A 26,621-nucleotide genomic window follows, 5' to 3' on the forward strand; every position below is an offset into this window, starting at 1 on the left:
AAAAGTATCATAAAAAAATGCTATGATGCTTTCCATGTAAGTTATTGAATCTAACGCCTTTAAATTTAAGGCAAATTGTTCTGGATTGTCATGAATAAACGTAGAGTAAAACCTGAGCATGAGCGCCGTGAAGAAATCATTAATGCTGCCTATGCAGTCATTTATGAAGTGGGCTTATCCAACACCACCATTGCTCAAATTGCGAAAAAAGCACAGCTTTCTACGGGCATTGTGAGTCATTATTTTGGCGATAAACAAGGCCTCATTCACAGTTGCATGCGCCAAATGCTCAATGTCTTAGCCGAGACCACGGCAAGCTATAAGGCAAAGGTAGTGCAGCCCAGTCCGGAACATTCGCTCAAAGCCATTATTGATGCCAACTTTGACATCAGTCAGGTCAACAACACTGCTATGCGGGTTTGGCTGGATTTTTGGTCTGCCAGTATGCACCTACCCGACTTAGGTCGACTGCAACGAATCAATGACCAACGTCTTTATTCAAATTTGAAGTTTCACTTCTTGCAGCTCATGCCAAAGTCTCAAGCAAGCCAAGCCGCTAAAGGGCTAGCAGCACTGATTGATGGATTATGGTTACGTGGAAGTTTAAGTGGTCATCAAGCATTTGATCGTGATTTGGCACGTTCTATTGCATACGACTATGTCGATATGCAACTTCGCTTAATTCAACAGATACGGCAGGAACAACAAAATGAATAATGTACAGCTTCACTCGCTTTATATTCACGGACAATATTTCAATGCCACCAGTGGTCAAACCTTTGACAGTATCAATCCTGCCACAGGACAGGTCATTACTACCATTCAACAAGCCTCTAAAGCCGACGTCGATGCAGCCGTACACAGTGCTGTACAAGGGCAACGTGAATGGGCTGCCAAAACAGCGGTCGAACGTGCCCGTATTTTACGTCGTGCAGTCGATATTTTACGCGCTCGTAATGACGAATTAGCACGCCTAGAAACACTGGATACAGGTAAAGCGTTCAGTGAAACCTCTACCGTCGATATTGTCACTGGTGCAGACGTTTTAGAGTACTACGCAGGACTTGCAACGGCCATTCAAGGTGAACAAGTGCCGCTACGTGAAAGTAGTTTTTTCTACACGCGCCGTGAACCTTTAGGTGTGGTGGCAGGCATTGGTGCTTGGAATTATCCCATCCAAATTGCACTTTGGAAATCAGCTCCAGCCCTCGCTGCTGGGAATGCCATGATTTTTAAACCCAGCGAAGTGACCCCTCTTACTGCCTTAAAATTGGCAGAGATCTACACTGAAGCAGGCGTACCTGCTGGGGTTTTCAACGTAGTACAAGGTTTTGGTGCTGAAGTGGGTCAATGGTTGACTGAACACCCAGATATCCAAAAAATTTCGTTCACAGGTGGTGTGGCAACGGGTAAAAAGGTCATGGCCAGTGCTGCGGCTTCTAGTCTCAAAGAAGTCACCATGGAGCTCGGTGGCAAATCACCTCTGATTATTTGTGCCGATGCCAACCTTGACCGTGCAGCCGATATCGCAGTAATGGCGAACTTCTTTAGCTCAGGTCAAGTATGTACCAATGGCACCCGTGTGTTTGTACCACAAACCCTCAAGGCTGCATTTGAACAAGCAGTGATTGAGCGTGTAAAACGTATCCGCATAGGTGACCCTATGCAGGCTGAAACCAACTTTGGACCTTTAGTCAGCTTTCCCCATATGGAAAAAGTCTTGTCTTATATTGAGTCGGGAAAACAACAAGGTGCGACCTTATTGATTGGTGGACAACGTGCCACCGAAGCAGCACTTGCTCACGGTGCATATGTATTACCAACCGTGTTCACCGACTGTCATGACGACATGCACATTGTGCAAGATGAAATCTTTGGTCCTGTCATGAGCATTTTAAGCTATGACAGTATTGAAGAAGCCGTTCAACGTGCCAACAAGACCAGTTATGGTTTAGCTGCGGGTGTCGTAACACAAGATATTTCCCAAGCGCATCGCATTATTCATCAGCTTGAGGCAGGTATTTGCTGGATCAATACATGGGGCGAATCCCCTGCTGAAATGCCTGTGGGTGGTTATAAACAGTCGGGCGTTGGACGTGAAAATGGCATCACCACACTTGAACACTATACCCGCATCAAATCGGTTCAAGTTGAACTGGGTGAATACCAAAGTATTTTTTAAAGTCTCAATTTTAACTATCTAATTCAATTCCCCCTATCGATTATTCTCTTTTTCATCCTCAACTCAACATGTGGCCACGTTCTCATGCAACGTGGCCCTGCCATAGAAAAAGGATCATTATGCATTCTCAACACTACGATTATATTATTATTGGCGCAGGTTCAGCAGGTAATGTACTGGCTGCTCGTTTAACCGAAGATCCAGATGTTTCGGTGCTCTTACTCGAAGCGGGTGGACCTGATTATCGTCTCGATTTTCGTACTCAAATGCCTGCGGCTTTGGCTTATCCTCTGCAAGGCCGTCGTTATAACTGGGCATATTTAACCGACCCAGAACCCCATATGAACAACCGCCGTATGGAATGTGGTCGCGGCAAAGGCTTAGGCGGTTCGTCCCTCATTAATGGCATGTGTTATATCCGTGGAAATGCCATGGATTTAGAACAATGGGCAACCCTTAAAGGTCTTGAAGACTGGAGCTATGCGGACTGTCTGCCTTACTACAAAAAGGCTGAAACCCGTGATATTGGTGGCAATGACTATCATGGCGATGCTGGTCCTGTTTCTGTCGCCACACCTAAAGCAAACAATAATGTTTTATTCCACGCCATGGTTGAAGCGGGTGTGCAAGCAGGCTATCCACGCACCGATGACTTAAATGGTTATCAACAAGAAGGTTTCGGCCCAATGGATCGAACCGTGACCCCCAAAGGTCGACGCTCAAGCACTGCACGTGGTTATTTGGATATGGCCAAAGGTCGAGCGAATCTAACCATTATTACCCATGCCATGACCAATCAAATTTTGTTTAGTGGCAAACAAGCGATTGGTGTTGAATATATTCAAGGTGCTAATCAAAACAACTTGCTTCAGGTCTATGCCAATAAAGAAGTCCTACTCTGTGCAGGGGCGATAGCATCACCGCAAATTTTGCAACGTTCAGGTGTTGGTTCAAGTACTTTACTTCAGTCTCTCGACATTCCAGTCGTGCATGACTTAGCGGGTGTCGGTGAAAACCTGCAAGACCATTTAGAAATGTACTTACAATATAAGTGCAAACAATCTGTTTCTCTCTACCCTGCTTTAAAATGGCAAAATCAACCTGCAATTGGTGCGGAGTGGTTATTTAACGGAACAGGGGTTGGAGCAAGCAACCAGTTTGAAGCAGGCGGCTTTATTCGATCATCTAAAGAGTTTGCTTGGCCAAATATTCAATACCACTTCTTGCCTGTTGCAATTAACTATAATGGCAGCAATGCCGTCAAAGAGCATGGATTCCAAGCCCATGTCGGTTCGATGCGCTCACCTTCACGCGGTCGAGTACAGGTGACATCTAAAAACCCTTTCGACCATCCAAGTATTTTATTTAACTACATGTCGACAGAACAAGACTGGCAGGAACTTCGTGACGCGATTCGAATCACCCGCGAAATTATGCAGCAACCTGCGCTTGATCCTTACCGTGGCGAAGAAATCAGTCCCGGAAAAGATGTGAGTAGCGATGCTGAATTAGACGAATTTGTGCGTAATCACGCTGAAACGGCTTATCATCCATCCTGTAGTTGTAAAATGGGTGAAGATGATATGGCGGTAGTTGATGGACAAGGTCGCGTGCATGGCCTGCAAAGTTTACGTGTGGTGGATGCATCAATTATGCCGCTGATTATCACGGGTAACTTAAATGCAACCACCATTATGATGGCTGAAAAAATCGCGGATCAAATCCGTGGCCGCACAGCCCTACCTCGTTCTCGTGCACCTTTCTATCAAGCTGAAACTGAATAAGTTTTAATAGTTCAACACCTGACTTTAATTAGCTTTAAAATAATAAGGTCAGGTGATTATTCATTTTTTTTAAACAACAATGCTGAGTTTTGTATAAACAGTGCTATTTCTATTAGCATCCAATTTATACATTTTAGCTTTTAAAAAATTGAATGCCTGTATATATATTCAACATCAGCATCTTAATTATCAAATCTTAACAAAAATAAACATCAATAAAAACAATGCTTAATATTACACATCACTCATATTTATAGTTTAACTCAACTCATTTACAATAAAAATTACTAAGTCAATACATATTTAGTCTAAAATATTCATAAATCAGAACTGTGTGATAGGCTCAAAACTTATATTTTTTGTGCGCTTTTCAGCTTTTAAGTATTACTTCAACTATACCAAGCTGATCATTTATAAGCAGCTCTATCATTCTTCTTATTTTTATTCTATTCGCTATAAAGCGATCCAAAACCTGCTCCCCAAGGTCATAATCGCATGAACAAATTTTTAAAATACCTTTTGGTATTAATCGTACTGCTTATTATTGCAGTCGTAATTTTCTTATTTAGACCCATCACGTCTAAAAAAATTCAAACCACCAGCAATGAGCCTGTTGTTGACGCAGTCTTAGTTGGCGGTGGGATCATGAGTGCAACTTTAGGCACATATCTAAGCGAGCTTGAGCCAAACTGGCAAATTCGCATGTATGAACGCCTAGACAATGTTGCCCAAGAAAGCTCAAACGGCTTCAACAATGCTGGTACAGGCCACTCTGGCTTTATGGAAATGAACTATACCTCTGAAAAAGATGGAAAAATGGACATTTCTAAAGCTGTGAACGTTGCGGAACAATTTGAAGTTGCAAAACAGTTCTGGTCTTATCAGGTGAAAGAAGGCGTTTTGGGTCAACCAAATAGCTTTATCAATCCTGTACCGCACATTGCCTTCGTTTGGGGCGATAACGTGAATTTCCTAGAAAAACGTTATGCTGCAATGGTTAAAAACCCAATGTTCTATGGCATGAAATTCTCTGAGAATCCTGCTGAAATTAAACAATGGGCACCATTGGTAATGAATGGCCGTGATGCTGCACAGAAAGTAGCTGCAACACGCATGGATGTAGGTTCGGATGTGAACTATGGTTCGATCACCACTCAATTGGTCGATCACCTTAAAAAACAATCTAACTTCAAACTACAAACATCGACTGAAGTGACTGGCATTAGCCAAAACGATGATAAAACTTGGACTGTTGCATTTAAAAACCTCACTACAGGTAAAACAGATCACGTGAAAACGCGCTTTGTCTTTATTGGTGCAGGCGGTGCAGCGGTTAAGCTTTTACAAATGACAGGCTTACCAGAAGCGAAGCAATATGCTGGCTTCCCTGTAGGTGGCGTATTCTTAATGACCGACAACCCGAAAGTCACTGAAGGTCATACTGCAAAAGTTTATGGTCGTGCTGAATTAGGCGCACCTCCAATGTCTGTTCCACATATTGATACACGTTATATCGACGGTAAAAAATATGTATTATTTGGTCCATTTGCGACTTATTCAAACAAGTTCTTAAAACAAGGTTCTCAGCTTGATTTATTGAAATCAACCACGAAGAACAACGTTTTACCAATGACTGCTGTTGGTATGGAAAATCTTGATTTGGTGAAATACTTAGTTAGCCAAGTCATGATGACCGATGAAGACCGTTTTAATGAATTGAAAAAATACTACCCTGATGCAAAACCAGAAGACTGGCGCATGAATCAAGGTGGTCAACGTGTTCAAATCATTAAGAAAGAACCAGGAAAACCTGCAAGCTTGCAATTTGGTACCGAGATTTTTGCATCACAAGACGGTGCTGTGACTGCCCTATTAGGTGCTTCACCAGGTGCTTCGACCTCTCCTTATATTATGTTGAGCTTGCTTGAGAAAGCATTCCCACAACAAGTAGAAGGTAAATGGAATCCGAAATTACATGAAATTGTAAAATCGTACCAACAAGAACTCAGCACTAATCCTGTGCTTCTTGACCAAGTTCGCCAATACACCAGCACAACCCTTGGTTTGAAATATACACCTATGGCTAAAGCTGCAAATGACGAAACTATTGCGGTAGCAAAAGCACAGTAATCTGCTTTAAACACTAAAAAGGATGGACTTTTCGCCATCCTTTTTTAATTCATATTTGAAACTATTCTGTGTATGTCGCTTTTCCATTCCGATGCTTTTTTGGCTTTTCGTTCACGTGATTTTTCACTTCTGAGTGTCAATCAGTTGTGCTTAATTCTAGCCATCATGATTCAAGAAGTCGTCATTGCCTATAGCGTCTACCAACTCACTCAGAATCCACTCAGCCTTGGCATGATTGCCTTAATTGAGTTACTCCCCTTTATTTGCCTCTCCCTGATCAGTGGCGATTGGGCTGACCGCTATAACCGACAAAAAATTGTGCAGTGGAGTTTTAGCTGTAGCACTCTAATTCCATTATTATTTATTGTTCTTTTTTCTCAGTACCAACAACAGCACATTCAACAAAATACACTTTTATGCGGCATTTATAGCCTCATTTTTTGCTTAGGCGTACTTAGAGGTATTTACAGCCCATCTTTTAATTCATTACGCCCTTTTCTAACCCCAGAGTCAGCCTATAGCAATGCAGCCACATGGACTGCCCTCATTTGGCAAATGGGCGGCATTTTAGCGCCTTTATGCGCAGGACTTTTACTCAGCCAACTTGGGCTTGAAAAAACCCTCTTTATTGTTTTTCTGTTATGTTGCATGGGTAGCATCTGCTTATTCGGATTAAGTCCTCGCGACTTCCCTAGCCCACATAAACAGCATTTAAGCAAAAGTTTGAAAGAAGCCTATTTGTTTATTTTTAAACATCCACTGATGTTTTGGAGTATGTTACTTGACCTCAGCGCCATGCTTTTTTGTAGTGTCATTATCTTACTGCCTATTTTTGCACACGAGATCCTGCATCTAGGTGTTGAAGGCTTAGGTATACTCAGAGCGGCTCCAGCCATTGGCGCCTGTATCATGATGTTGATGTTGACCTGTTATTCTCCGATGCAAAATGCATGGAGAAACATGCTCTATAGTAGTTTTGCAATTGCTTTGTGTACTTTAGCTTTCGCACTATCCTCCCATATTTGGCTCTCAGTGTTCTTCCTTGTTTTGATTGGCGCCTTTGATAGCATCAGTATGATCATTCGACAAACTTTATTACAGCAAATCCCCCCCAAAGCACTATTAGGACGTGTAGCCGCTTTAAATGGCATCTTAGTCACTTCAGGCAATCAGCTCGGTGCCCTACACATGAGCCTAATGACGCGCTATTTTTCGGTAGTGCCAGCAGTACTTATTGGAGGGACGCTGTGTTTAATAATCTGCGGTCTAAGCTCTACTCGTACTCGACATTTATTCAAACCACCTCCAACACAACAAAAACATACCACCGTCACAAGAATCGAATAGCATGTTAAGCTTCAAATCTTCTTTTAATATGATGTGAGTTTTCAATAGAGCAAATTATGAAACAGATACTCCCCTTTTCACACACACTCTATGCCAAACTCTATTCTCTCGTACTATCCGTGTTATTAGCTTATTGCCTATTCAATGCAATCTATAGTGTGATTATTGGTGGAAAAAGCGTATACCTTTTCAGTAGTCTGATTTTAATATTTCAAACAATTACTGTTTTTAAAGCATCTGTAAATAAAAAGATCTATAACTATATGGGATTGATTGGACTCATTTTAAGTCTGGTTTATCTCAATCATTGGATGTTTCTTTCTCAGACTGAAAGTATTGCCATTCTTCCCTCAGTCATACTCACCTTACTTAGCTTAGGCTATTTTTCACAGCAACATTCGCGTTTAAATCTATTGAAGGCGGCTTTAATTTTTGGGCTTTTAGTATTAGCCTATACGCAATACCATGACTTGAATACTCTACAAAACTATTATAATAGCCTGCATACAGGTGAAACATGGCAGCAATATGGTGCTTTATAAAGATCAAAAAAACCGTTAGACTTTTCTTCTTATTTTAAGCACAAAAAGCCAGCAATATCGCTGGCTTGATTCTTCTAGACTTTAGCGATGAGTATGAATCGACATCACGATGCCCATGCTCGCTAGCATGGTAATCACCGCGGTTCCACCATAACTCATCAGTGGCAATGGATCACCTGTTACAGGTAAAATCCCACTGACCATCCCCGAGTTTAACAACACAAAGAAGAAGAATGTTAAGCCCACAGCACCCGCGTATAAACGCCCAAAATTATGAAAGCTGTTCATACCAATAATCAAACAACGAATGATAATGGCCGCAAACAAACTAAACAGCAAGAACACCCCAATAAAGCCAAACTCTTCCGCATACGTAGACATAATGAAGTCGGTATGGTGCTCAGGCAAATACCCCAAATGTGACTGTGTGCCCTCTGTAAAACCCTTCCCCATTAAACCACCTGAACCAATGGCAATCTTGGATTGGATAATATTCCAACCCGCACCCAATGCATCTGACTCTGGGTCAAATAAAGTGAGCACTCGCTTTTTTTGGTACTCTTGCAAAAAGAACATCCAAAGTAAGGGAGCGACAACTGCCAATGCACCACAGGCCAACGCAATGAGCCGCCAAGAGATCCCGCTAAGGAAAATGACACACACACCAGGGATCAAGAGACCTAGGTTTAAGTCAGGCTGTAAAGCTGCCAATAAAAACGGCAACATCATAATGCCCAACGAAATCACAATATGCATAAACTTAGGCGGGAATGCGCGGCCTGCAAAGTACCACGCCATCATCAAAGGCATGGCAAACTTCATAAACTCAGAAGGCTGCATACTCCCAATACCCGGTAGACTAATCCAACGTCTGGCTCCCATGCGGGTTTCGCCCACCACCAAGACCAATACCATTAAAATCACAGCAAAGATGAAAAAATAAGGACTAATGGCCTGATAGACTTTGGGAGGGATTTGCGCACAGATAATCATCACAATGAAGCCCACAGCAAAGCTTGTGGCTTGGCGAAACACCATACCCATATCTTGCGCTGAAGCACTATAAATGACCAACAATCCCAACACGGCATTTAAAATCAGAAAGCATAAAAGCCATGGATCTAAATGCAATTTAGCCCAGCGAGATGAGTCATGTTTAATGCTTCTACCGTCACGTAAAGACTGACGTAAAAAACGATACTGCTGTGATGGTATCATTTGCGTAAATTGAATGAGCTAAAGACAGGGCAAATTATAAGTTCAAAGTGTTTTAGATAACATCATTCAAACCCATATTTCTGTAGTTTTAGCTCAATAAATCCAAATAATTTTTGGTGGTGTTTTAAAAAGTATGCTGACATTAAATGAAGCCATTATTGATGTAAAAGAAGGTTAAGTCGAAGGCTTTAAAATGGTTTTCAAGCTTTTTGGAGAAATTGCAACTTCTTCTAAAACCACGCCTTATTCGATGCCTTATTTTGCAATTATTACCTTCAATTCCTACAGTAAACAACTTACCAATACTTTGCTTGCAGTTTTTAAAAGCAGTGATGAAACTGTCCCAATGATCACTTGCAATTCGGGTGTAGTGAATACCTAATTGTTTAAGCTTTGTCTTCAACCTTTGGACTGTAGCTAAATCTCTCTTACCCCAAACATAAGCAACAATCTCACCTGTTTCTCGATGGTAGGCGTAAATAAGCCATTGTTTATTATTTTTATTTCCAACAAAAGTCCAGAATTCATCTACTTCGAGAGATTCATAATGACTTTGTTTAGGCTGAATTTGATAGGCCGATTCAGTTAAAGTCCGGAAGACTTTACCGATACTAATGCGATCAACTTCAGCGATATCTCGTATACCGCTGCCTCTGACCATTAACTGTAATATTTTACGAGTAATGCCAGAATTACATCCTAGATAGCTCAGAGCATGGTCACCAATAAACTGACGTTTGCAGTCTTTGCATTGGTAGTTTTGTTTCCCATCTACTTTGATGCCATTTTTCTTTATACTGTCACTGAGGCAGGTTGGACATTTGATTTCTAGAGTTATTTGCATTTCTCTATTTTATCAAAATTCAACCTGCTTTTTTTTAGCATACTTTTTGATACACCACCTAATTTTTTATTGTGCCGCCAAAATCAGGCGTACAAGCTCAAGGTCATCTGGATAGGTAATTTTAATATTATCGGAGCGCCCTTGTACGACTTGAACCTTTTCACCTACAAACTCTAAAGCACTGGCTTCATCTGTAATTAAAGCTTGTGCCTCTAGTGCATGCTCAATTGCTTTCTTCAGTACCCCCAGTTTAGCAATCTGCGGGGTTTGTGCCTGCCAAAGCTGTGAACGGTCAACGGTTTCTTGAATATCTTGTGCTGAGGCTACACGCTTTAAAGTGTCTCTAACAGGAATAGCTAAAATTGCCCCTGTATTGGACTGAATAGCAGTATCAACCAGTCTCACCAAACAATCCTGCGTGACACATGGACGAGCTGCATCATGCACAAAGACCCAGTCATCAGCATCAGCGATTATGGAAAGATAATTGAGCGCATTGAGCACTGAGTCTACACGCTCAGCACCACCTTCACAGAAATGTGCTTTTTCCATGTTGGTAAAAGGCAAACTTTGAGCAACATCATCATCTAAACCAATCGCCAAAACATAGCCCTGCAAGGGCAATTGATTAAGACGTAAAACCGTATGTTCAAGTACGGTCTTTTGTCCAATCATTTGATATTGTTTTAGTTCTGTTTGAGAAAAGCGACTACCCGAGCCAGCAGCAGGAATAATAGCCCACAATTTATGGGGTAGCTGGAGGGGTTTCAGGCTCATCGTCTTCATTGGTTCGCAAATCAATTTGGGCGTTAGGATCAATATAAACAGGCTTATATTGAGTACTGATAGTACTCATTTGAATAAACGTTTCTCGAGGTTTGATTAAACCCAAGTCTAAGCGCGCATGCTCTTCAATGGCTTCAATACCATTTTTCAAATCATACACTTCTGCCGCCAAGACACGATTACGTTCTTTTAAGTCGTTATTAATTTCAGTTTGTTGTTGGATTTTTTGTGTGAGTTGTAAATGGTCTTGATAACCACCCTCACCAAACCAGTATAAATACTGAAACCCTGCGATCAAAATGATCGCAAGGCCTAGTAGTACTTTACTCATCAACGAGTCGAATACATTGAACATTGACATCAGTCGCTTAGTTTAAACCTTTAAACTCAGCTTTACCGCGGTAAGCAGCATTTGTCAATTCTTCAATACGAAGCAATTGGTTGTATTTCGCTACGCGGTCAGAACGGCACAGTGAACCTGTCTTAATTTGACCAGCAGCAGTACCTACCGCAAGATCCGCAATCGTAGAATCTTCAGTTTCGCCAGAACGGTGTGAAATTACTGTAGAATAACCACTTTCTTTCGCAAGATAGATTGCATCTAAAGTTTCAGTCAACGTACCAATTTGGTTGTATTTAATTAAGATAGAGTTACCTACTTTCTCATTAATACCACGTTGAAGGATTTTCGGGTTTGTAACGAATAAGTCATCACCTACCAATTGGATTTTGTCGCCAAGGATAGATGTCAAGTAAGACCAACCTTCCCAATCCGACTCATCTAAACCATCTTCAATTGAGATAATTGGATATTGGTTTACAAGGCCCGCTAAATAGTCAGAGAACTGGTTGCTTGTGAATTCTTTATTACCTTCACCAGCAAGAATGTATTGACCATTTTTGTAAAATTCTGAAGATGCACAGTCAAGCGCAAGCATAATGTCAGAACCCGCTTTGTAGCCAGTTTGACCAATCGCTTCAAGAATAACTGTGATTGCTTCTTCGTTTGAACGTAAGTTCGGCGCAAAACCACCTTCATCACCTACAGCAGTGTTTAAACCTTTTTTGTTTAAAACTGATTTTAGAGAATGGAAGATTTCAGCACCCGCACGTAATGCTTCAGAGAATGAAGTGAAGCCTACAGGTTCAATCATAAACTCTTGAATATCCACATTGTTGTCTGCATGTGAACCACCATTGATGATGTTCATCATTGGTACAGGCATAGTCAAAATGGTTTGACCACGTAAGTCTGCGATGTATTGGAAAAGAGGAATTTTCTTTTCATCAGCAGCAGCACGTGCAGCAGCGAGCGAAACAGCTAAAGTTGCATTCGCACCCAATTTTTCTTTGTTTTCAGTACCATCAAGTTCGATCATCGTGTTATCGATGTCTTTTTGTTCAAATACTGATTTGCCCACTAAAGCATCACGGATAATCGTGTTTACGTTGTTAACCGCAGTTTTAACACCTTTACCCAAATAGCGTGCTTTGTCACCATCACGAAGTTCTAAAGCTTCACGAGAACCAGTTGAAGCACCAGATGGTGCACATGCACGGCCAACTACGCCAGATGCTAAGATTACGTCTGCTTCGATGGTTGGGTTACCACGAGAGTCCAAAATTTCACGTGCACGAATGTCAACGATTTGGCTCATGAACAATTCCTCAGTTGATTAATAACGAGATGCTTTAGATGGCATCAATGAGTTTATAATTTAGTGTGTATCTAACTTTTTGAAACCTTTAACCAAGGTGTCCAATTCTTTTAGCTGTGCCAAGAAAGGCTCAAGTTGAGACATACGCAATGCGCATGGCCCATCACACTTGGCTTTTTCTGGGTCTGGATGCGCTTCTAAGAATAGACCTGCTAGACCTGTTGCCATTCCCGCGCGAGCAAGTGTCGTGATTTGCGCACGGCGACCGCCCGCAGAATCAGCACGACCACCCGGAGTTTGAAGCGCATGGGTCACATCAAAAAACACAGGAACATTCATTTCTTTCATGATGTCGAAGCCCAACATATCTACAACCAAATTGTTGTAACCAAATGCCGAACCACGCTCACAAATAATGAGCTTGTCATTCCCGGCCTCTAAACACTTATGCAAAATATGGCGCATTTCATGTGGTGCAAGGAATTGTGCTTTTTTGATGTTAATGATGGCATCAGTTTTTGCCATCGCTTCAACCAAATCAGTCTGACGACTTAGGAAAGCGGGAAGTTGGATAATATCCGCAACTTCCGCTACAGGTGCAGCTTGGTAAGGTTCATGTACATCAGTAATGATGGGTACATTAAAATGTTTTTTAATGTCAGCTAACCACTCAATCCCTTTTTCTAGGCCTGGCCCTCGAAACGAGTTCAAGCTTGAACGGTTGGCTTTATCAAAACTGGCTTTAAATACGTAAGGAATCTCCAAACGCTTGCAGATATCGACATAAGTCTCTGCAATTTCAAAAGCCAAATCTTTAGACTCAAGTACGTTCATGCCGCCGAATAGTACAAATGGCAAGTGGTTTGCCATTTGTATATCGCCTAAACGTACAATTTCTTGTGGTTTTAATTGTGACATTTAAACTTCCTAGTTTATTGCTTAACCCCAATTACTTCGCTTTTTTGTACTGTGCTTTCGCAGCATCAATAAAACTAGCAAATAATGGGTGTCCATCACGTGGTGAACTTGTAAATTCCGGGTGGAATTGTACAGCAATAAACCAAGGATGTTGAGGAATTTCAACTGTTTCTACTAAGTGCTGTACAGGTGAATAACCTGAAATTTTCATGCCAGCTTCTTCAAGCGCTGGAATAAAACGGTTATTCATCTCATAACGGTGACGGTGACGTTCAATAATATCTGCTGAACCATACACTTCACGTGTTTTAGTCCCTTCAACCAATTCTGATTTTTGAGCACCCAAACGCATCGTACCGCCAAGATCAGAGTCAACATTACGCTGTTGAACTTCACCACGCTCATCTAACCATTCAGTGATTAGACCAATCAATGGAGACTTAGTCGAACGGTTGAATTCAGTCGAACTCGCGTCACTAATACCCACGACATTACGTGCATATTCGATTACAGCCAACTGCATACCTAAACAGATACCCAAGAATGGAACACCGTTTTCACGTGCGAATTTAATCGCCTGCATTTTGCCTTCAGTACCACGTTCACCAAAACCACCTGGTACCAAGATTGCATCCATATCTTTCAATACTTCATTGACATCTTGGCTTTCAAGTTCTTCAGCATTGACATAATCAATTTGAACTTTAACGCGATTCTGAATGCCCGCATGTAAAAGCGCTTCATTCACAGACTTATACGCATCTGGAAGTTCAACATACTTACCAACCATTGCAACACGAACCGTGTATTCAGGGTTTAGCAGTGCTTCTACAACATTGTCCCAATCCGTTAAATCAGCTTCAGGCAAGTCATTGAAACCAAAACGTTCACAGATTAAATCGTCAACATTTTGTTCATAGAAGGTACGCGGAATTTGGTAAATGCTGCGTGCATCTTTACACACCACAACTGCACGTGCTTCAACGTTTGTGAACAAGGCAATTTTACGGGTCGTGTCTGCATCAACATCATATTCAGTACGACAAATTAAAATGTCTGGCTGAATACCAATCGATAACAATTCTTTTACCGAGTGCTGAGTTGGTTTAGTTTTCAACTCTGCCGCAGATTTGATATATGGAAGCAAAGTTAAGTGCATAAGCATAGTGCGCTTATGACCTAGTTCAACCATAAGTTGACGTACAGATTCCATGAATGGGAGAGATTCGATGTCACCTACTGTACCGCCAATTTCAACAATCGCAACGTCATAACCTTCGCCTGCGCGAAGTACACGTTCTTTGATGTTGTCTGTAATATGTGGAATAACTTGAACAGTTCCACCAAGGTAGTCACCACGGCGTTCTTTATTTAAAACGTCTTGGTATACGCGACCAGAAGTAAAGTTATTTAACTTGGTCATTTTCGCACGACGCAAGAAACGTTCGTAATAACCCAAGTCTAAATCGGTTTCTGCACCATCCTCTGTGACAAAAACTTCACCATGTTGGAACGGGCTCATAGTCCCTGGATCGACATTAATGTATGGATCCATTTTTACCATGGTTACTTTTAATCCACGGGCTTCTAAAAGCGCAGCAACTGAAGCAGCTGAAATACCTTTACCTAGTGATGAAACTACACCACCAGTCACGAAAATAAAATGGGTCATTGGGTTTCTCGTACAATCGAGCCTAATTCGGCCTGCAATGTTGCGCAATTTTACTTTACCTTGTACCAATAAAGCAAAGTCAATCCGCATCAATTCATAGAACAATAAACAATTGGATATTCTATCAGCATTTGGCAGATAAAATTAAGCTAAGTTCATAGGATTTTCATCTTGCATTTTGCTGTTATAATGGCGCGATCCTTCAAACACTCGATTTTATGTAATTATGAATAAAAAACTTTTAATTTGTGGTGCCATTGCAGCAGGCTTACTATTAACAGCATGTGTAAAGAAAGAAGCACCTAAAGAAGATGAACAAGAACAAGTTGAAGTCGTTACTACAGAGCAACAACAAACTGTTGAACTTCAACCTTTAGCAGCGTCTGAGCCTGAGATTCCAGCGCAAGTTGAAGTGATTCGCGAAGAAACGCCGAATACAACTACTGAAATCCGCCGTGAAACGCCAGCACCTGCTCCAGCAGCTCAGCCTGCACCTAAAGCAGAAGCACCAAAAGCTGAAGAAAAACCAACGCAAGCACGTCCAAGTAATACAAACCCAAATACACAAACTGAAGACGATGCCGTTGCAGCAGCAATTGCAGCAGCAACACCAGCTTTAGAAAACTAATTATCACTATTTAAATGATTAAAAAAAAACCCGATTGATATCGGGTTTTTTATTGCTGATTTATAAGTAGGCTTTTAATTTTTCGGCAAGAAAGTCAATAAATAAGCGAATACGCTTTGGCACATAGTTTTGTTGATAGTAAACCGCATGTATTTTCTGCTCTTTGATCTGAATTTGATCTTCCAACAAAGCAATGAACTGCCCATCTTGAATATCTTGCTCGACCATAAAACGTGACAAACACGCAATCCCTGCCCCTTGCAATGCCAACTGACGAACCGTTTCTCCATTTGAACATTTAATTTTGGCCTGAATAATTAAAGGCTCATCCTCCAACTGAATAGGCCACGTATTTAAATGTGCAGGCTGACTAAAACCAAGCAAAGTATGTGAGCTTAATTCTGCTGCATTTTTAGGTAGACCATGTTTTTGCGCATAAACAGGACTAGCCACAATATATAACCGACTTTTACAAAGCAGCTTGGCATGTAAGCTGGAATCCGCTAACTCACCAAACCGAATCGCGACATCGGTTTTATGTTCAAGTAAGTCTATAACCTGATCGTGATTGGTAATTTCTATATCAATTTTTGGGTAGCGCTGCATAAACTCTTCAATCAACGGCACTATCACATGCAGTACAAAAGGCGTTGCCGAATCAATCCGAATTAAACCAGATGACTCTGCATCAGTATTTTGCAGACTTTCTTCAGCTTCGGTCAGGTCGAGTAAAATTTTACGTGCCTTTGCCAAAAACTGCTGCCCTTCATAGGTCAACTTGAGCTTCCGTGTCGTTCGCTCCAGCAAAGTCACATTCAACTTCGACTCTAAACGTTGCAAGGCACGGCTGACACCCGATGTGGTTTGACCCAACTGCTGCGCAGCTTTGACGATAGAGCCACTATCAACAATGCTCACAAAAGCCGTTAATTCTTCTATGGTTGATTTCATGTGTAATTATTGATTAATAGTCAATAATATTTTGCAAATTACCCAGTTTTTAAGCAAGTCTTTTTTCTACAAAATAGCCTCATTCCATAAAACAAGTTATCGAGTAAAAAATGAATATCGTTCCTCAATTCGGCCTAGGTACTTTCCGTTTAACAGGTGACACTGTCATTGAGTCTGTGAAAACTGCACTAGAAGTCGGTTATCGTGCGGTCGATACTGCTCAAATCTATGGTAATGAAACCGAAGTTGGTCAAGCCATTGAACTCAGTGGTATCAATCGTCACGATCTTTTTCTCACCACAAAAATTTGGACGGAAAATTATTCAGCAGAAAAATTGATTCCAAGCTTAAAAGAAAGTTTGCATAAACTAAAAACCGATACCGTGAATCTAACCTTGATCCACTGGCCTGCCCCAAGTACAGGTGTGAACATTACAGAACTCATGCAGAACTTATTGGAGGCAAAACAACAAGGTTTGACCGAACACATTGGTATTTCTAACTTCAATATTGAGCTGACTCAACAGGCAATTGAGAGTATTGGGCTGGAAAACATCGCAACCAACCAAATTGAACTCAGTCCTTACCTACAAAACCATCAACTGGTTGATTTCCTCCAAGCTCAAAACATTGATGTCACTTCATATATGACACTGGCTTACGGTAAGGTTTTGAATGATCCTGTTTTAATGCACATCGCACAGCAACATCAGGTATCGACTGCACAAATTAGTTTGGCTTGGGCATTACAACGTGGTTTTGCAGTCATACCCTCTTCAACCAAACGTGCACACTTGATGTCCAACTTAAAGGCTCAAGAGATTCAATTGTCGACTGAAGAAATGATGGCAATTACGCAATTAGACCGAAATCAACGTGAAGTTAATCCTGAGGGATTAGCACCAATTTGGGATTGAGCATCGCTATGAAAATTAATTTTCCACTTTTGGCGCTTGCGGTGGGTGCTTTTGCCATTGGAACCACCGAGTTTTCACCCATGGGCTTTTTGCCTGAAATTGCCAATGATTTGTCCGTTTCAATTCCACAAGCTGGACTGCTGATTAGTGCCTATGCAGTAGGCGTCATGATTGGAGCTCCGCTCATGACCTTATGGCTGGCACGCTTTCCTAAGAAAACAGCTTTAATCCTATTGATGGCTATTTTCACGATTGGGAATGTGTTGGCAACCGTTGCACCTGATTATATGAGTCTCATGGGGGCACGTTTAATTACCAGTTTAAACCATGGTGCATTCTTTGGCTTAGGTTCGGTGGTGGCAGCCAGTGTTGTGCCTAAAGATAAACAAGCCAGTGCGGTCGCCATGATGTTTATGGGTCTCACCATTGCCAATATTGGCGGTGTGCCACTTGCAACGTGGCTCAGTCAGAATACCAGTTGGCGCATGGCTTTTGCTGCGATTTCAATCTTAGGCATTATGACCATGTTGGCACTATGGAAAGCACTCCCGCAAGATCACGATGTGGTTAAACCGAATGTAGCAAAAGGATTGCGCGTTTTAACACGTGCGCCTGTCGTCCTTGCTTTATTAACCACAGTCATGAGCGCGGCGCAATGTTTGCGTTATATACCTACATTGCTCCGAGCCTACACGTATTTATGCAGGCATCACCGCAAACCATTACCTTGATGTTGGTGTTAATCGGGATTGGCTTCTCCATTGGTAACCATTTTGGTGGAAAGTTTGCCGATCTATCCCTAGAGAAAACCCTGATAGGCTTCCTTGTACTTTTGATGGTGATGATGCTTGTTTTCCCAGTATTAGCGCAAACAACCGTTGGTGCAGCGATTGGCTTAGTGATTTGGGGTGCGGCAGCATTTGCGGTAGTACCGCCACTGCAAATGCGCGTCATGTCAGTTGCAGCAGATGCGCCTGGTCTCGCCTCTTCCGTTAACATTGGCGCGTTTAACTTAGGCAATGCCTTAGGTGCCTTTGCAGGTGCAACGGTACTGAGTATGCAACTCAGCTATGCAGCGGTTTCATATGCAGGTGCCACACTCAGCTTTATGGCCTTGATCTTGGTCTTACTGCAGATGAAATTTGGCCTCAGCAAGAAAGCTTGTGAAGCCGTTTAAGCCGTACACTACTGAACCAATCAAAAAAAGACCTACACTGCTGTAGGTCTTTTTTATACTTAGTGTTTTTGTTGTTCCAGTTTCAAAAAGTTCGCAATCAGCTTAGTTGCCCAAGACTCGGTATTGAGCGCCCCTTCATAGAAACCACAATGGCTGCCTTTTTTGGTGGTCACAACGGCAATATTCGGCATTTGACGGATCATGTCTTTATACGGTTCAAAATTTTTAATGTGACAAACGGGATCATCCTCTGCATTTAAAATCAGCAATGGAATGGTGACATTTTCAAATACATAAATTGGATTTGTGGCTTGGTTATAACTGTCATAGTCCACATAACCCCCCATTTCATAATAACTCGACTCAAACTCAGCCAAGGTTTTGGTCATTAAAACTTGCGACACAGATGCTGTTTGTTGCCATGTTTGCGGGTAAGGAAAAATAAATTTCTTAAATAGCTTTTTAGTCATGACCTTACTATAAAAGGGATGCACATTTACAAAACCCAACTCAGTGTTATAGCCCGGACACAGCGCAAAAGCCGCCTTAAAAGGGGTTTGACTCCCTTCTTCGCCTAAGTAACGCACCAAAAGCCCCGTTCCTGCAGAAGAGCCAACCGCATACAACGTTGAACTTGGAAATGTGCTTTGAATAAAGGCAATTTGCTCACGTAAATCATCGGTTGAACCGAAAAGATTCATTTTGGGTACAGGCATTGGAAGGTCTGCATGTCCACGGCGTAAGCACAGTGCAACGCGCCAACCCGTATAACGATTTAAGTCACGCACCACTTCACGCATACTTTCAGGAGAGCCCGTAATCGTATGCATAACCACAACCGTTGGCGTCGCTTCAGGCAAGTCATAACCGAACCACATAATGCCAGTGACCCCACCGTCTTGCATCTCTAATTGATCAAAATGATCGTATTCCAATTGAATCCGACGCTTTCGAATCACATCAAAATACAAAAGATGGGCATGCGTGTTGGATAACCACGGTGTTGGTCGGTACTTTTCTTGAAGCTGTGTAAGCGCCCCAACAGTCTCTTGAATTTGCCCTTGTGGGTTAATATAGAGCTTCGGTTGTTCCGCACCAGTCACTCGATCCCACGCCGTTTGGCTTAATTGGTTTAGCAAACTGAACACAGCATTCATATCAGTAACTTCTTTTTCCTATCTTTCTTGGTGATGCATCAATTTTCGTGCCTAATTATAAATAACAAGTCACACGTTTATCATCCAACTTGAGGTGCAAAAGCTGCCATTCGCTGTCCCATTTGTACAGCTAAGGCCTCTAGCCCAGATTTAGGACGGATCATCACTTCAAAATCTACAATTTGACCTTGCTCATTAAAACGAATCATGTCAATCCCTTTGAGTTTCTTTTCGCCGACATTGGCAGAAAACTCAAGGACAACACTTAAACCATCTTCTGTAAAAAACTCACGATGGTAAGTAAAGTTTTCAAAAACCTGAATCACATTACTTAAAATAAAAAAAACCACTTGCTTACCCGGATAAGGATTAAACGCCACCGGTGAACGGAACACGACATCTTCTGCTAAAAGCTCATTTAAGATGCTCATATCACGTGTCGTGACCATATCATGCCAGCGTACCAAGGCTTGTTTTGTTGTTGCTAAACTCATTCTTATGTCCTTATGAAAGTGAATCCACTCAAATCTGCAATAAAGGCACCTTCTCTTGCACCACATACGTTTCATGGAAAAGGCAACACGAGGGAAAAGATAAGATTTTAGAAAATACCTCTCCCAAACCCTCTCCGTGTAGGCATAGGTATCTACACAATTTCCGAGCTTTGCGTTAAATTGAAGAGCATGCTCTTCAATTTAACATCTCTGGTCTGGATCAGCGTCTTGTCAAACGTTATAACAGCCTTGTAAAACTCTATATGAATCCTCTTGCTTCACTTGCTCCCGCAATCAAAGACCTGGCCTCTACCCAAAAGTCGAGTTTCTCAACTACACAGGCTGTTTGGCGATTCCTGAATAATAATAAAATCTCTTTTAGTCAATTAAACCAGCCGATTAAGCTTCTTGCATGCGAACAGATCAAGACATCACCGCATCAGTATGCATTAATCGTTCATGACTGGTCTCAACTGCAGTATGTGAAGCACAGTCATAAGGTTCAGCGTCTTCAAAGAACAGAGGCGAATTCAGGCTATGAATTGCAAAGCAGTTTACTTGTCGATGCGTCATCAGGGCTCCCAATTGCGCCATTAGCTCAGACGCTAACAGATGCATCCGGCTGTTATTCCACATTCAGTGAACAATACAGCGAGCGCAAGTCCCATTTGGACTCACTCGCAGAACAAATCAAAACGATTGAACAGTATCCGATTGAGAAAACAAAAGTCCATATCATTGACCGTGAAGGAGACTCGATTGCCCACTTGAGGGAAATCAGCAGCCATGGTTTCAAATGGTTGATTCGGGCCAAAGAAAGCCATCGGATTGAGCATCAAGGGGAAACCTACAAAGTTGCAGAAGTCGCAGAAAAAGTAGTAACTCAGCAAGTTAAGCCGATTGCTTATAAAGGAAACAGGCATATGCTGCATGTTGGAGAAACCGATATTCGGATAACGCGTGCAGCAAAACCGAAGAGAAAAGATGATTTAGGCCAACGGGTTGCTCCCCAGCCAGGCAAGGCAGTTACAGCCAGATTAATTGTTGCTGTGGTGAAAGATGCTCAAGGTAAAACAGTCGCGAGATGGTCGCTGATCAGCAATGTTTCTTCAGAGATTGATGCGGTAGAATTAACCACCTGGTATTACTGGCGCTGGACAATTGAGTGCTATTTCAAGCTTCTGAAGCAGGCAGGCCATAACGTTGAATCATGGCTTCAGACCACACCTGCAGCGATTTTAAGACGGCTCCTGATCAGCAGTATGGCGTGTGTACTGACTTGGCGAATACAGCGTTCTGAAGATGAACAAAATCAGAAAATTCGTATATTTCTGGCCCGTCTTTCAGGCCGACAGCAGAAGAGAGGTAAGTTGGAAAGTGCACCTGCAATATTGGCAGGACTTTCGATTTTACTGAACACTCTTCAACTGCTCTCAGAATATTCAATAGATGAACTGAATGAAATCGCAACAATTGCATTAGGTACATCAAGATGTGTAGATACCTATGCCGTGTAGGAGAGGGAGCTTTATTACAAATTTTAAGCTGATAAATGATTGTTATCGATTAAATGGTCGCAGCCAATTCCGCACCTTGACGAATCGCACGCTTCGCATCCAACTCACCTGCTTCTTTCGCACCACCAATCAAATGCACATTTTTACCATCGGCTTTTAACTGATCATACATTGCAGTATAAGACTCTTGTCCTGCACAGATAATCACGTGATCAACCTCTAAAACCGTTGGCTGATCATTCACTGTAATGTGGAGACCTTGATCATCAATTTTGTCGTAGCTTGCGCCTGCAATCATTTTTACATCGCGATGTTTTAGCCCTGTACGGTGAATCCAGCCCGTGGTTTTACCTAAGCTTGCACCGACTGCCTTCGCTTTACGCTGTAGAAGGTAAATTTCACGATCCGATTGCTCCAAGACTGGCTGTTTTAAGCCACCGACATGCGCATAGCTGGTATCAATTCCCCATTCATCATAGAATTTTTGTGGGTTTAAACTACCGCTTTCACCTTCATGGCTTAAGTATTCTGCTGTATCGAAACCAATACCACCCGCACCAATAATCGCGACTTTTTTACCGACAGGCTTACGCTCACGTAGAACTTCGATATAACTCAACACTTTCGGGTGATCAATCCCTTCTATAGTTAGCTCACGTGGAGTAACGCCTGTTGCAACCACGATGTCATCATAGTTCTCAGCGCTCAGTTCCTCATAAGTTGCGGTATGATTCAGCACCAACTTGATATTCGGTTGTAATTCAATTTTACGTTTGAAATAACGCAGTGTTTCGTAAAACTCTTCTTTACCAGGAATAGTTTTCGCAATATTAAACTGCCCACCAATCTGACTGGCTGCATCAAAAACAGTCACTTGATGTCCTCGGTCAGCGGCATAAGTCGCAAAACTCAAACCTGCAGGCCCAGCACCAATCACCGCAATATTTTTCTTAACTGCACTTTCTTTAAAAATCAGTTCAGTTTCATAGCATGCACGCGGGTTGACTAAACACGTCGCAATTTGCATGGAGAAAATTTGATCTAAACAGGCTTGGTTACAACCAATACAAGTATTGATTTCATCACTACGGCCTTGTTCTGCTTTGAGTACAAACTCAGCATCTGCAAGCATTGGGCGTGCCATCGACACCATATCTGCATCACCCTGAGCTAAAACATGTTCAGCCATTTCAGGGGTATTAATACGGTTAGATGTCACTAAAGGTATCTGAACCGAACCTTTTAGCTTCTTGGTCACCCATGTAAATGCCGCACGTGGCACTTTGGTTGCAATCGTTGGAATACGCGCTTCATGCCAACCAATACCTGTGTTGATAATGGTTGCACCTGCCTTTTCAATTTCTTTGGCAAGCTGAATCACTTCTTCTAAAGTCGAACCACCTTCAACCAAATCCAACATTGAAAGACGGTAAATAATAATAAAGTTTTCACCCACTTCTGCACGAGTCCGTTTTACGATTTCAATCGGAAAACGGATACGGTTTTCATAACTTCCACCCCATTCATCATCACGATGGTTGGTACGTGCCGCGATAAATTCATTGATTAAGTAGCCTTCTGAACCCATGATTTCAACGCCATCATAGCCAGCGATTTGCGACAATTTTGCACAATTCACAAAGTCCGCAATAGTCTGATTCACTTCAGCAGAAGTCAAAGCATGGGGTTTTACAGGGTTAATCGGCGCTTGAATTGCAGAAGGTGCAACGTTTTCAGCCTGATACGAATAACGACCGGTATGCAAAATCTGTAATGCGATTTTACCACCCGCATTATGTACGGCTTGTGTGATGACTTTATGCTTTTCCGCTTCTTCTAAAGTATCTAACTTAGAACCACCGTGAAAAGTCACACCATGATCATTCGGTGAAATACCACCTGTTACAATGAGCCCTACACCACCAGCGGCACGCTCTGCATAAAATGCCGCCATGCGATCATAACCACCTTCAACTTCTTCAAGTCCAACGTGCATAGATCCCATTAATACGCGGTTTTTTAATGTGGTAAAGCCTAAATCTAAAGGCGCAAGTAAATGCGGATAATTAGACATGTGTACTCCTTGGCGTGCTTTCGCTGGCTGGTATTTTAAATACAAGGTTAGATCAAATTATTTAATGCAACAAGTTGCATAATGTTTATCTTTATAATCGAGATTTGTTTTTTATGCAACATGTTGCATAATGACTCTACGTCCATTTTAATTGTGAAATATTACCGAAATGTCATTAGCTCATGTTTTATTGACCAGTTTGATTGAAAAACCAAGCACAGGCATTGAGTTAGCGCGTCGTTTTGACCGTTCAATGGGCTTCTTTTGGAATGCAACACATCAACAGATATATAGAGAACTCAGCGCTATGCAGAGCAAAGGCTGGATTTCAACGATAGAAGACGATGGTGCAACCTCGCGTAAAAAAACCTATCAGGCAGAACAGCTCGGACGTACAGAACTTGCCGACTGGCTGGTAAAACAAAGCCCACCTGCCCAGCTCCGTGAAGAACTGATGGTGAGACTGCGTGTTGAAGCTCAGCTTGGCGGCAACACGGTTTTGCCTGAACTTGAACGACATCTCATCTTACACAAAGAAAAACTACAAATTTACCAAAGCATTTTTGCCAAAGACTTTGGTCATGCTGAAGAAAATGATCGTACCTTATATATTCATAGAATGATTTTACAACTTGGAATTAATTTAGAATGTGGTTGGATTGAGTGGCTAGAGACCATGATTCCAGCACTTAAAAACTTCGAAAAATAAAAAACCACGCAAAGGATTAATCATGCCACATTATTTAATGCCAGATGGCGAAAAACTCTATGTTCGAGAATTTGGACAAGGCACACCTGTACTGGTTTTATCTGGCTTAGGGATGCAAAGTTGGCAATGGTTGCCTTTTTTATATCAACACCGTAAAAAGTACCGCTTTTACATTCCTGACTGGCGGGGTTTTGGTGGTTCAGCACAGTGCAAAATTCCTACACTGGATGCGATTTCCAGCCACTGGCAAGATTTAAACTGCTTTCTAAATCAATATGCTGATACAGCATTCCATGTGATTGCCTACTCTATGGGCGCCACGACAGCCATGCATGGTATACAATATGGTCACTTTAAAGACCATATCCGCAGCTATTTACACATTGACCAAACCCCCAAGATTAGCGTCGATGCAGACTGGCTACATGGTTTATTTGCTGAAAAGCATGCTGACTTCAAAGTCATCCTACAAAACATTACAGACTTATTGGCCCAAAATGCACAGTACCGTTTGGTCTCAGACTTAACAGCATCTATGCGTACAGAACTGGTTAAGCAATGGTTGGCTTTTATTCAACTGCAAGCCACACCATCTCGAACTGCGGCCTTATTTCAAAAAGCATTTCAACAGCCATACTTGCAAAAGTTCATGCTCCCAATCCAGCGTTTAGACTATATGGCTTGGTATATTCAAAATTATCTTGACCATCAAGAAGACTATCGCAGTGCGCTCAGTCAGATTGACCGACCAGCTACATTTTTTATTGGTGAAGATTCAAAACTTTATCCTGCTCAAGGACAAAAGCTGATTGCCTCAAGCGTACCGCATGCCAAAACGGTGATCTTTAAAAAATCTGGGCATACGCCTTTATTGAGTGAACCGCGCAAATTCTCCCAAGAAATTACACGTTTCCTCAACGCTACGGATGTTTGAATGTGTGTCGTATTATCAATCAAATAATGAATATTTTTATAAAAACTAAATATATATACACTTAATCATTCCATTGTAATGACAAAAAATCAGAGCAACCCGATAAAACACCAATGTTTAGGAATTAAAAAAGGCATCTCTAAGAGATGCCTTTTTCTTATGCTGCATAGGTCTGCTTGAGATAAGCAACAATATCCGCCGACTCAAATAAAGCCGTTTCAGTGTTCGGATCAACCAAATATGGCACTTGAATATCGCGCCCCATCACCTGCATGACTTGCTCACGCTTTCCACCTGCCAAAGGTACATATTTGCCCGGCTTTAAACGCAGTACTGCTGGGCCTTGATCTTGCCAACGTTCTTTAGGCACATTATGAAACTTAAAAGGCAGTTCCAACTCGGTAAGTAAACCACGGACAATCCGAGTATAAGGACTGGCTTCAAATCCCCAAAGTTGTAACAGCTGTTCTGGCGCTACGCGATCTTTAATACTCTTGTTGATCCACACTCCACTCGCACCATTTACCAATGTCCCGACATAAGCAACATAAGGTGTTTTGGGATAATGTGCATACTTTTTCGGTGTTTTACCACTGCGGCCATACTGTTCAAACAGGTAGTGAATAATATCTTCAGACTCGTATAGCCTAGTGTCTGTATTTTCATCGAGTAAAAAAGGAAATTGGGTTTTCCCACCCAACTGTTTCACCAAAGGACGATATTTAGTTCCACCCTTAGGACATGGATACACTTCATAATCTAAGTTCAACAAAGTCAATACTTCACGCACACGACGACAGTATGGCGAGCCTTCAAACTCATAGAGCTTTAAAGGTTGCTCAGGTTGTTTAGGATGCGGCGTTCCAGTTACACCACGCCCACCTTGCGCAAGCCCCGAAAAAAGAGCCTGAATCACTTTAATTTGATGCTTCACCATATTACACGTCCATATCTTTTGTTGATGTTGTTATGAGTCTGGTTG

Annotated in this window: 23 protein-coding genes and 1 pseudogene; 12 read left to right on the plus strand and 12 right to left on the minus strand. The window is 41.9% G+C overall.

What is annotated here, in order from left to right:
- Positions 1-90 precede the first annotated feature (90 nt).
- The 6 genes from betI (at position 91) to HUK62_RS10805 (ending at position 7,985) form a co-directional block, all read left to right on the plus strand.
- A complete protein-coding gene (gene betI, locus HUK62_RS10780; RefSeq protein ID WP_159152803.1) occupies positions 91-717 on the plus strand; it encodes a transcriptional regulator BetI in 627 nt (208 codons plus the stop codon).
- Positions 710-2,182, plus strand: coding sequence for a betaine-aldehyde dehydrogenase (betB, locus tag HUK62_RS10785; RefSeq protein ID WP_176537844.1), 1,473 nt, complete (start codon positions 710-712; stop codon positions 2,180-2,182). The genes betI and betB overlap by 8 nt, the downstream gene beginning before the upstream one ends.
- Positions 2,183-2,301: 119 nt before the next feature.
- The gene (gene betA, locus HUK62_RS10790) at positions 2,302-3,966 is read left to right on the plus strand and encodes a choline dehydrogenase (protein ID WP_176537845.1); all 1,665 of its coding nucleotides are present in this window, start codon (positions 2,302-2,304) and stop codon (positions 3,964-3,966) included.
- A gap of 495 nt (positions 3,967-4,461) precedes the next feature.
- Positions 4,462-6,096 carry a malate dehydrogenase (quinone) gene (mqo, locus tag HUK62_RS10795; RefSeq protein ID WP_176537846.1) on the plus strand — a complete coding sequence of 545 codons (1,635 nt, stop codon included), beginning with the start codon at positions 4,462-4,464 and terminating at the stop codon, positions 6,094-6,096.
- 72 nt (positions 6,097-6,168) lie between these two features.
- Positions 6,169-7,443 carry an MFS transporter gene (locus tag HUK62_RS10800; RefSeq protein WP_176537847.1) on the plus strand — a complete coding sequence of 425 codons (1,275 nt, stop codon included), beginning with the start codon at positions 6,169-6,171 and terminating at the stop codon, positions 7,441-7,443.
- 56 nt (positions 7,444-7,499) lie between these two features.
- A complete protein-coding gene (locus HUK62_RS10805; protein ID WP_176537848.1) occupies positions 7,500-7,985 on the plus strand; it encodes a hypothetical protein in 486 nt (161 codons plus the stop codon).
- 81 nt (positions 7,986-8,066) lie between these two features.
- Here HUK62_RS10805 and rodA read toward each other — a convergent pair whose 3' ends face one another.
- From rodA to HUK62_RS10840, 7 genes are all read right to left on the minus strand, one after another.
- The gene (gene rodA, locus HUK62_RS10810) at positions 8,067-9,203 is read right to left on the minus strand and encodes a rod shape-determining protein RodA (protein WP_004696637.1); all 1,137 of its coding nucleotides are present in this window, start codon (positions 9,201-9,203) and stop codon (positions 8,067-8,069) included.
- A 142-nt stretch (positions 9,204-9,345) separates the two neighbouring features.
- Positions 9,346-10,047 (minus strand): IS1 family transposase, encoded by a 702-nt coding sequence (locus HUK62_RS10815; RefSeq protein ID WP_176537817.1) that lies wholly within the window; start codon positions 10,045-10,047, stop codon positions 9,346-9,348.
- 66 nt (positions 10,048-10,113) lie between these two features.
- Positions 10,114-10,833 carry a 2-C-methyl-D-erythritol 4-phosphate cytidylyltransferase gene (gene ispD / locus HUK62_RS10820; protein WP_176537849.1) on the minus strand — a complete coding sequence of 240 codons (720 nt, stop codon included), beginning with the start codon at positions 10,831-10,833 and terminating at the stop codon, positions 10,114-10,116.
- Entirely contained in the window at positions 10,793-11,188 is a 396-nt protein-coding gene (locus HUK62_RS10825) for a septum formation initiator family protein (protein ID WP_005401054.1), read from the minus strand. Before HUK62_RS10825 ends, ispD begins: the two co-directional genes overlap by 41 nt.
- Before the next feature lie 13 nt (positions 11,189-11,201).
- Positions 11,202-12,491: a phosphopyruvate hydratase gene (gene eno, locus HUK62_RS10830; protein ID WP_176537850.1), complete on the minus strand. Its 1,290-nt coding sequence runs from the start codon at positions 12,489-12,491 to the stop codon at positions 11,202-11,204.
- Between the two features lie 60 nt (positions 12,492-12,551).
- Complete coding sequence (kdsA, locus tag HUK62_RS10835) at positions 12,552-13,409, minus strand: 3-deoxy-8-phosphooctulonate synthase (protein WP_005401052.1); 858 nt, start codon at positions 13,407-13,409, stop codon at positions 12,552-12,554.
- 31 nt (positions 13,410-13,440) lie between these two features.
- A complete protein-coding gene (locus HUK62_RS10840) occupies positions 13,441-15,081 on the minus strand; it encodes a CTP synthase (protein WP_004696627.1) in 1,641 nt (546 codons plus the stop codon).
- Positions 15,082-15,307: 226 nt separating this feature from the next.
- Between HUK62_RS10840 and HUK62_RS10845 the strand changes: the two genes are divergently transcribed.
- Positions 15,308-15,709: a hypothetical protein gene (locus HUK62_RS10845; protein ID WP_004696625.1), complete on the plus strand. Its 402-nt coding sequence runs from the start codon at positions 15,308-15,310 to the stop codon at positions 15,707-15,709.
- Between the two features lie 60 nt (positions 15,710-15,769).
- On the opposite strand, the gene HUK62_RS10850 is transcribed toward HUK62_RS10845, so the two are convergent.
- The gene (locus tag HUK62_RS10850) at positions 15,770-16,660 is read right to left on the minus strand and encodes a LysR family transcriptional regulator (RefSeq protein WP_176537851.1); all 891 of its coding nucleotides are present in this window, start codon (positions 16,658-16,660) and stop codon (positions 15,770-15,772) included.
- Positions 16,661-16,770: 110 nt separating this feature from the next.
- Between HUK62_RS10850 and dkgB the strand changes: the two genes are divergently transcribed.
- Entirely contained in the window at positions 16,771-17,577 is an 807-nt protein-coding gene (gene dkgB / locus HUK62_RS10855; protein WP_176537852.1) for a 2,5-didehydrogluconate reductase DkgB, read from the plus strand.
- An 8-nt stretch (positions 17,578-17,585) separates the two neighbouring features.
- Positions 17,586-18,754 (plus strand): annotated as a pseudogene (locus HUK62_RS10860) (MFS transporter).
- A gap of 59 nt (positions 18,755-18,813) precedes the next feature.
- Here HUK62_RS10860 and HUK62_RS10865 read toward each other — a convergent pair.
- Both HUK62_RS10865 and HUK62_RS10870 read right to left on the minus strand, forming a co-directional pair.
- Positions 18,814-19,911 (minus strand): alpha/beta fold hydrolase, encoded by a 1,098-nt coding sequence (locus HUK62_RS10865; RefSeq protein ID WP_176537853.1) that lies wholly within the window; start codon positions 19,909-19,911, stop codon positions 18,814-18,816.
- Between the two features lie 80 nt (positions 19,912-19,991).
- Positions 19,992-20,405, minus strand: coding sequence for a nuclear transport factor 2 family protein (locus HUK62_RS10870; protein WP_176537854.1), 414 nt, complete (start codon positions 20,403-20,405; stop codon positions 19,992-19,994).
- A gap of 263 nt (positions 20,406-20,668) precedes the next feature.
- On the opposite strand from HUK62_RS10870, the gene HUK62_RS10875 reads away from it, so the two are divergent.
- Positions 20,669-21,922, plus strand: coding sequence for a transposase (locus HUK62_RS10875; RefSeq protein ID WP_176537855.1), 1,254 nt, complete (start codon positions 20,669-20,671; stop codon positions 21,920-21,922).
- 49 nt (positions 21,923-21,971) lie between these two features.
- On the opposite strand, the gene HUK62_RS10880 is transcribed toward HUK62_RS10875, so the two are convergent.
- Positions 21,972-23,996, minus strand: coding sequence for an NADPH-dependent 2,4-dienoyl-CoA reductase (locus HUK62_RS10880; RefSeq protein WP_176537856.1), 2,025 nt, complete (start codon positions 23,994-23,996; stop codon positions 21,972-21,974).
- Positions 23,997-24,165: 169 nt separating this feature from the next.
- Between HUK62_RS10880 and HUK62_RS10885 the strand changes: the two genes are divergently transcribed.
- Together HUK62_RS10885 and HUK62_RS10890 are read left to right on the plus strand one after the other, a co-directional pair.
- Positions 24,166-24,705, plus strand: a complete 540-nt coding sequence (locus tag HUK62_RS10885; protein ID WP_010326972.1) for a PadR family transcriptional regulator — start codon at positions 24,166-24,168, stop codon at positions 24,703-24,705.
- A 22-nt stretch (positions 24,706-24,727) separates the two neighbouring features.
- Positions 24,728-25,639, plus strand: coding sequence for an alpha/beta hydrolase (locus HUK62_RS10890; protein ID WP_176537857.1), 912 nt, complete (start codon positions 24,728-24,730; stop codon positions 25,637-25,639).
- Between the two features lie 157 nt (positions 25,640-25,796).
- On the opposite strand, the gene HUK62_RS10895 is transcribed toward HUK62_RS10890, so the two are convergent.
- Entirely contained in the window at positions 25,797-26,576 is a 780-nt protein-coding gene (locus tag HUK62_RS10895; RefSeq protein WP_176537858.1) for a glutathione S-transferase N-terminal domain-containing protein, read from the minus strand.
- Positions 26,577-26,621 lie beyond the last annotated feature (45 nt).

Source organism: Acinetobacter sp. NEB 394 (genome assembly GCF_013374795.1).
Classification (GTDB): domain Bacteria; phylum Pseudomonadota; class Gammaproteobacteria; order Pseudomonadales; family Moraxellaceae; genus Acinetobacter; species Acinetobacter johnsonii.

Excerpts from the sequence above, each read along its gene's own strand:
- betI (WP_159152803.1), top strand. The coding sequence starts at position 91 with ATGAATAAACGTAGAGTAAAACCTGAGCATGAGCGCCGTGAAGAAATC.
- betB (WP_176537844.1), top strand. The coding sequence starts at position 710 with ATGAATAATGTACAGCTTCACTCGCTTTATATTCACGGACAATATTTC.
- betA (WP_176537845.1), top strand. The coding sequence starts at position 2,302 with ATGCATTCTCAACACTACGATTATATTATTATTGGCGCAGGTTCAGCA.
- mqo (WP_176537846.1), top strand. The coding sequence starts at position 4,462 with ATGAACAAATTTTTAAAATACCTTTTGGTATTAATCGTACTGCTTATT.
- HUK62_RS10800 (WP_176537847.1), top strand. The coding sequence starts at position 6,169 with ATGTCGCTTTTCCATTCCGATGCTTTTTTGGCTTTTCGTTCACGTGAT.
- HUK62_RS10805 (WP_176537848.1), top strand. The coding sequence starts at position 7,500 with ATGAAACAGATACTCCCCTTTTCACACACACTCTATGCCAAACTCTAT.
- rodA (WP_004696637.1), bottom strand. The coding sequence starts at position 9,203 with ATGATACCATCACAGCAGTATCGTTTTTTACGTCAGTCTTTACGTGAC.
- HUK62_RS10815 (WP_176537817.1), bottom strand. The coding sequence starts at position 10,047 with ATGCAAATAACTCTAGAAATCAAATGTCCAACCTGCCTCAGTGACAGT.
- ispD (WP_176537849.1), bottom strand. The coding sequence starts at position 10,833 with ATGAAGACGATGAGCCTGAAACCCCTCCAGCTACCCCATAAATTGTGG.
- HUK62_RS10825 (WP_005401054.1), bottom strand. The coding sequence starts at position 11,188 with ATGTTCAATGTATTCGACTCGTTGATGAGTAAAGTACTACTAGGCCTT.
- eno (WP_176537850.1), bottom strand. The coding sequence starts at position 12,491 with ATGAGCCAAATCGTTGACATTCGTGCACGTGAAATTTTGGACTCTCGT.
- kdsA (WP_005401052.1), bottom strand. The coding sequence starts at position 13,409 with ATGTCACAATTAAAACCACAAGAAATTGTACGTTTAGGCGATATACAA.
- HUK62_RS10840 (WP_004696627.1), bottom strand. The coding sequence starts at position 15,081 with ATGACCCATTTTATTTTCGTGACTGGTGGTGTAGTTTCATCACTAGGT.
- HUK62_RS10845 (WP_004696625.1), top strand. The coding sequence starts at position 15,308 with ATGAATAAAAAACTTTTAATTTGTGGTGCCATTGCAGCAGGCTTACTA.
- HUK62_RS10850 (WP_176537851.1), bottom strand. The coding sequence starts at position 16,660 with ATGAAATCAACCATAGAAGAATTAACGGCTTTTGTGAGCATTGTTGAT.
- dkgB (WP_176537852.1), top strand. The coding sequence starts at position 16,771 with ATGAATATCGTTCCTCAATTCGGCCTAGGTACTTTCCGTTTAACAGGT.
- HUK62_RS10865 (WP_176537853.1), bottom strand. The coding sequence starts at position 19,911 with ATGAATGCTGTGTTCAGTTTGCTAAACCAATTAAGCCAAACGGCGTGG.
- HUK62_RS10870 (WP_176537854.1), bottom strand. The coding sequence starts at position 20,405 with ATGAGTTTAGCAACAACAAAACAAGCCTTGGTACGCTGGCATGATATG.
- HUK62_RS10875 (WP_176537855.1), top strand. The coding sequence starts at position 20,669 with ATGAATCCTCTTGCTTCACTTGCTCCCGCAATCAAAGACCTGGCCTCT.
- HUK62_RS10880 (WP_176537856.1), bottom strand. The coding sequence starts at position 23,996 with ATGTCTAATTATCCGCATTTACTTGCGCCTTTAGATTTAGGCTTTACC.
- HUK62_RS10885 (WP_010326972.1), top strand. The coding sequence starts at position 24,166 with ATGTCATTAGCTCATGTTTTATTGACCAGTTTGATTGAAAAACCAAGC.
- HUK62_RS10890 (WP_176537857.1), top strand. The coding sequence starts at position 24,728 with ATGCCACATTATTTAATGCCAGATGGCGAAAAACTCTATGTTCGAGAA.
- HUK62_RS10895 (WP_176537858.1), bottom strand. The coding sequence starts at position 26,576 with ATGGTGAAGCATCAAATTAAAGTGATTCAGGCTCTTTTTTCGGGGCTT.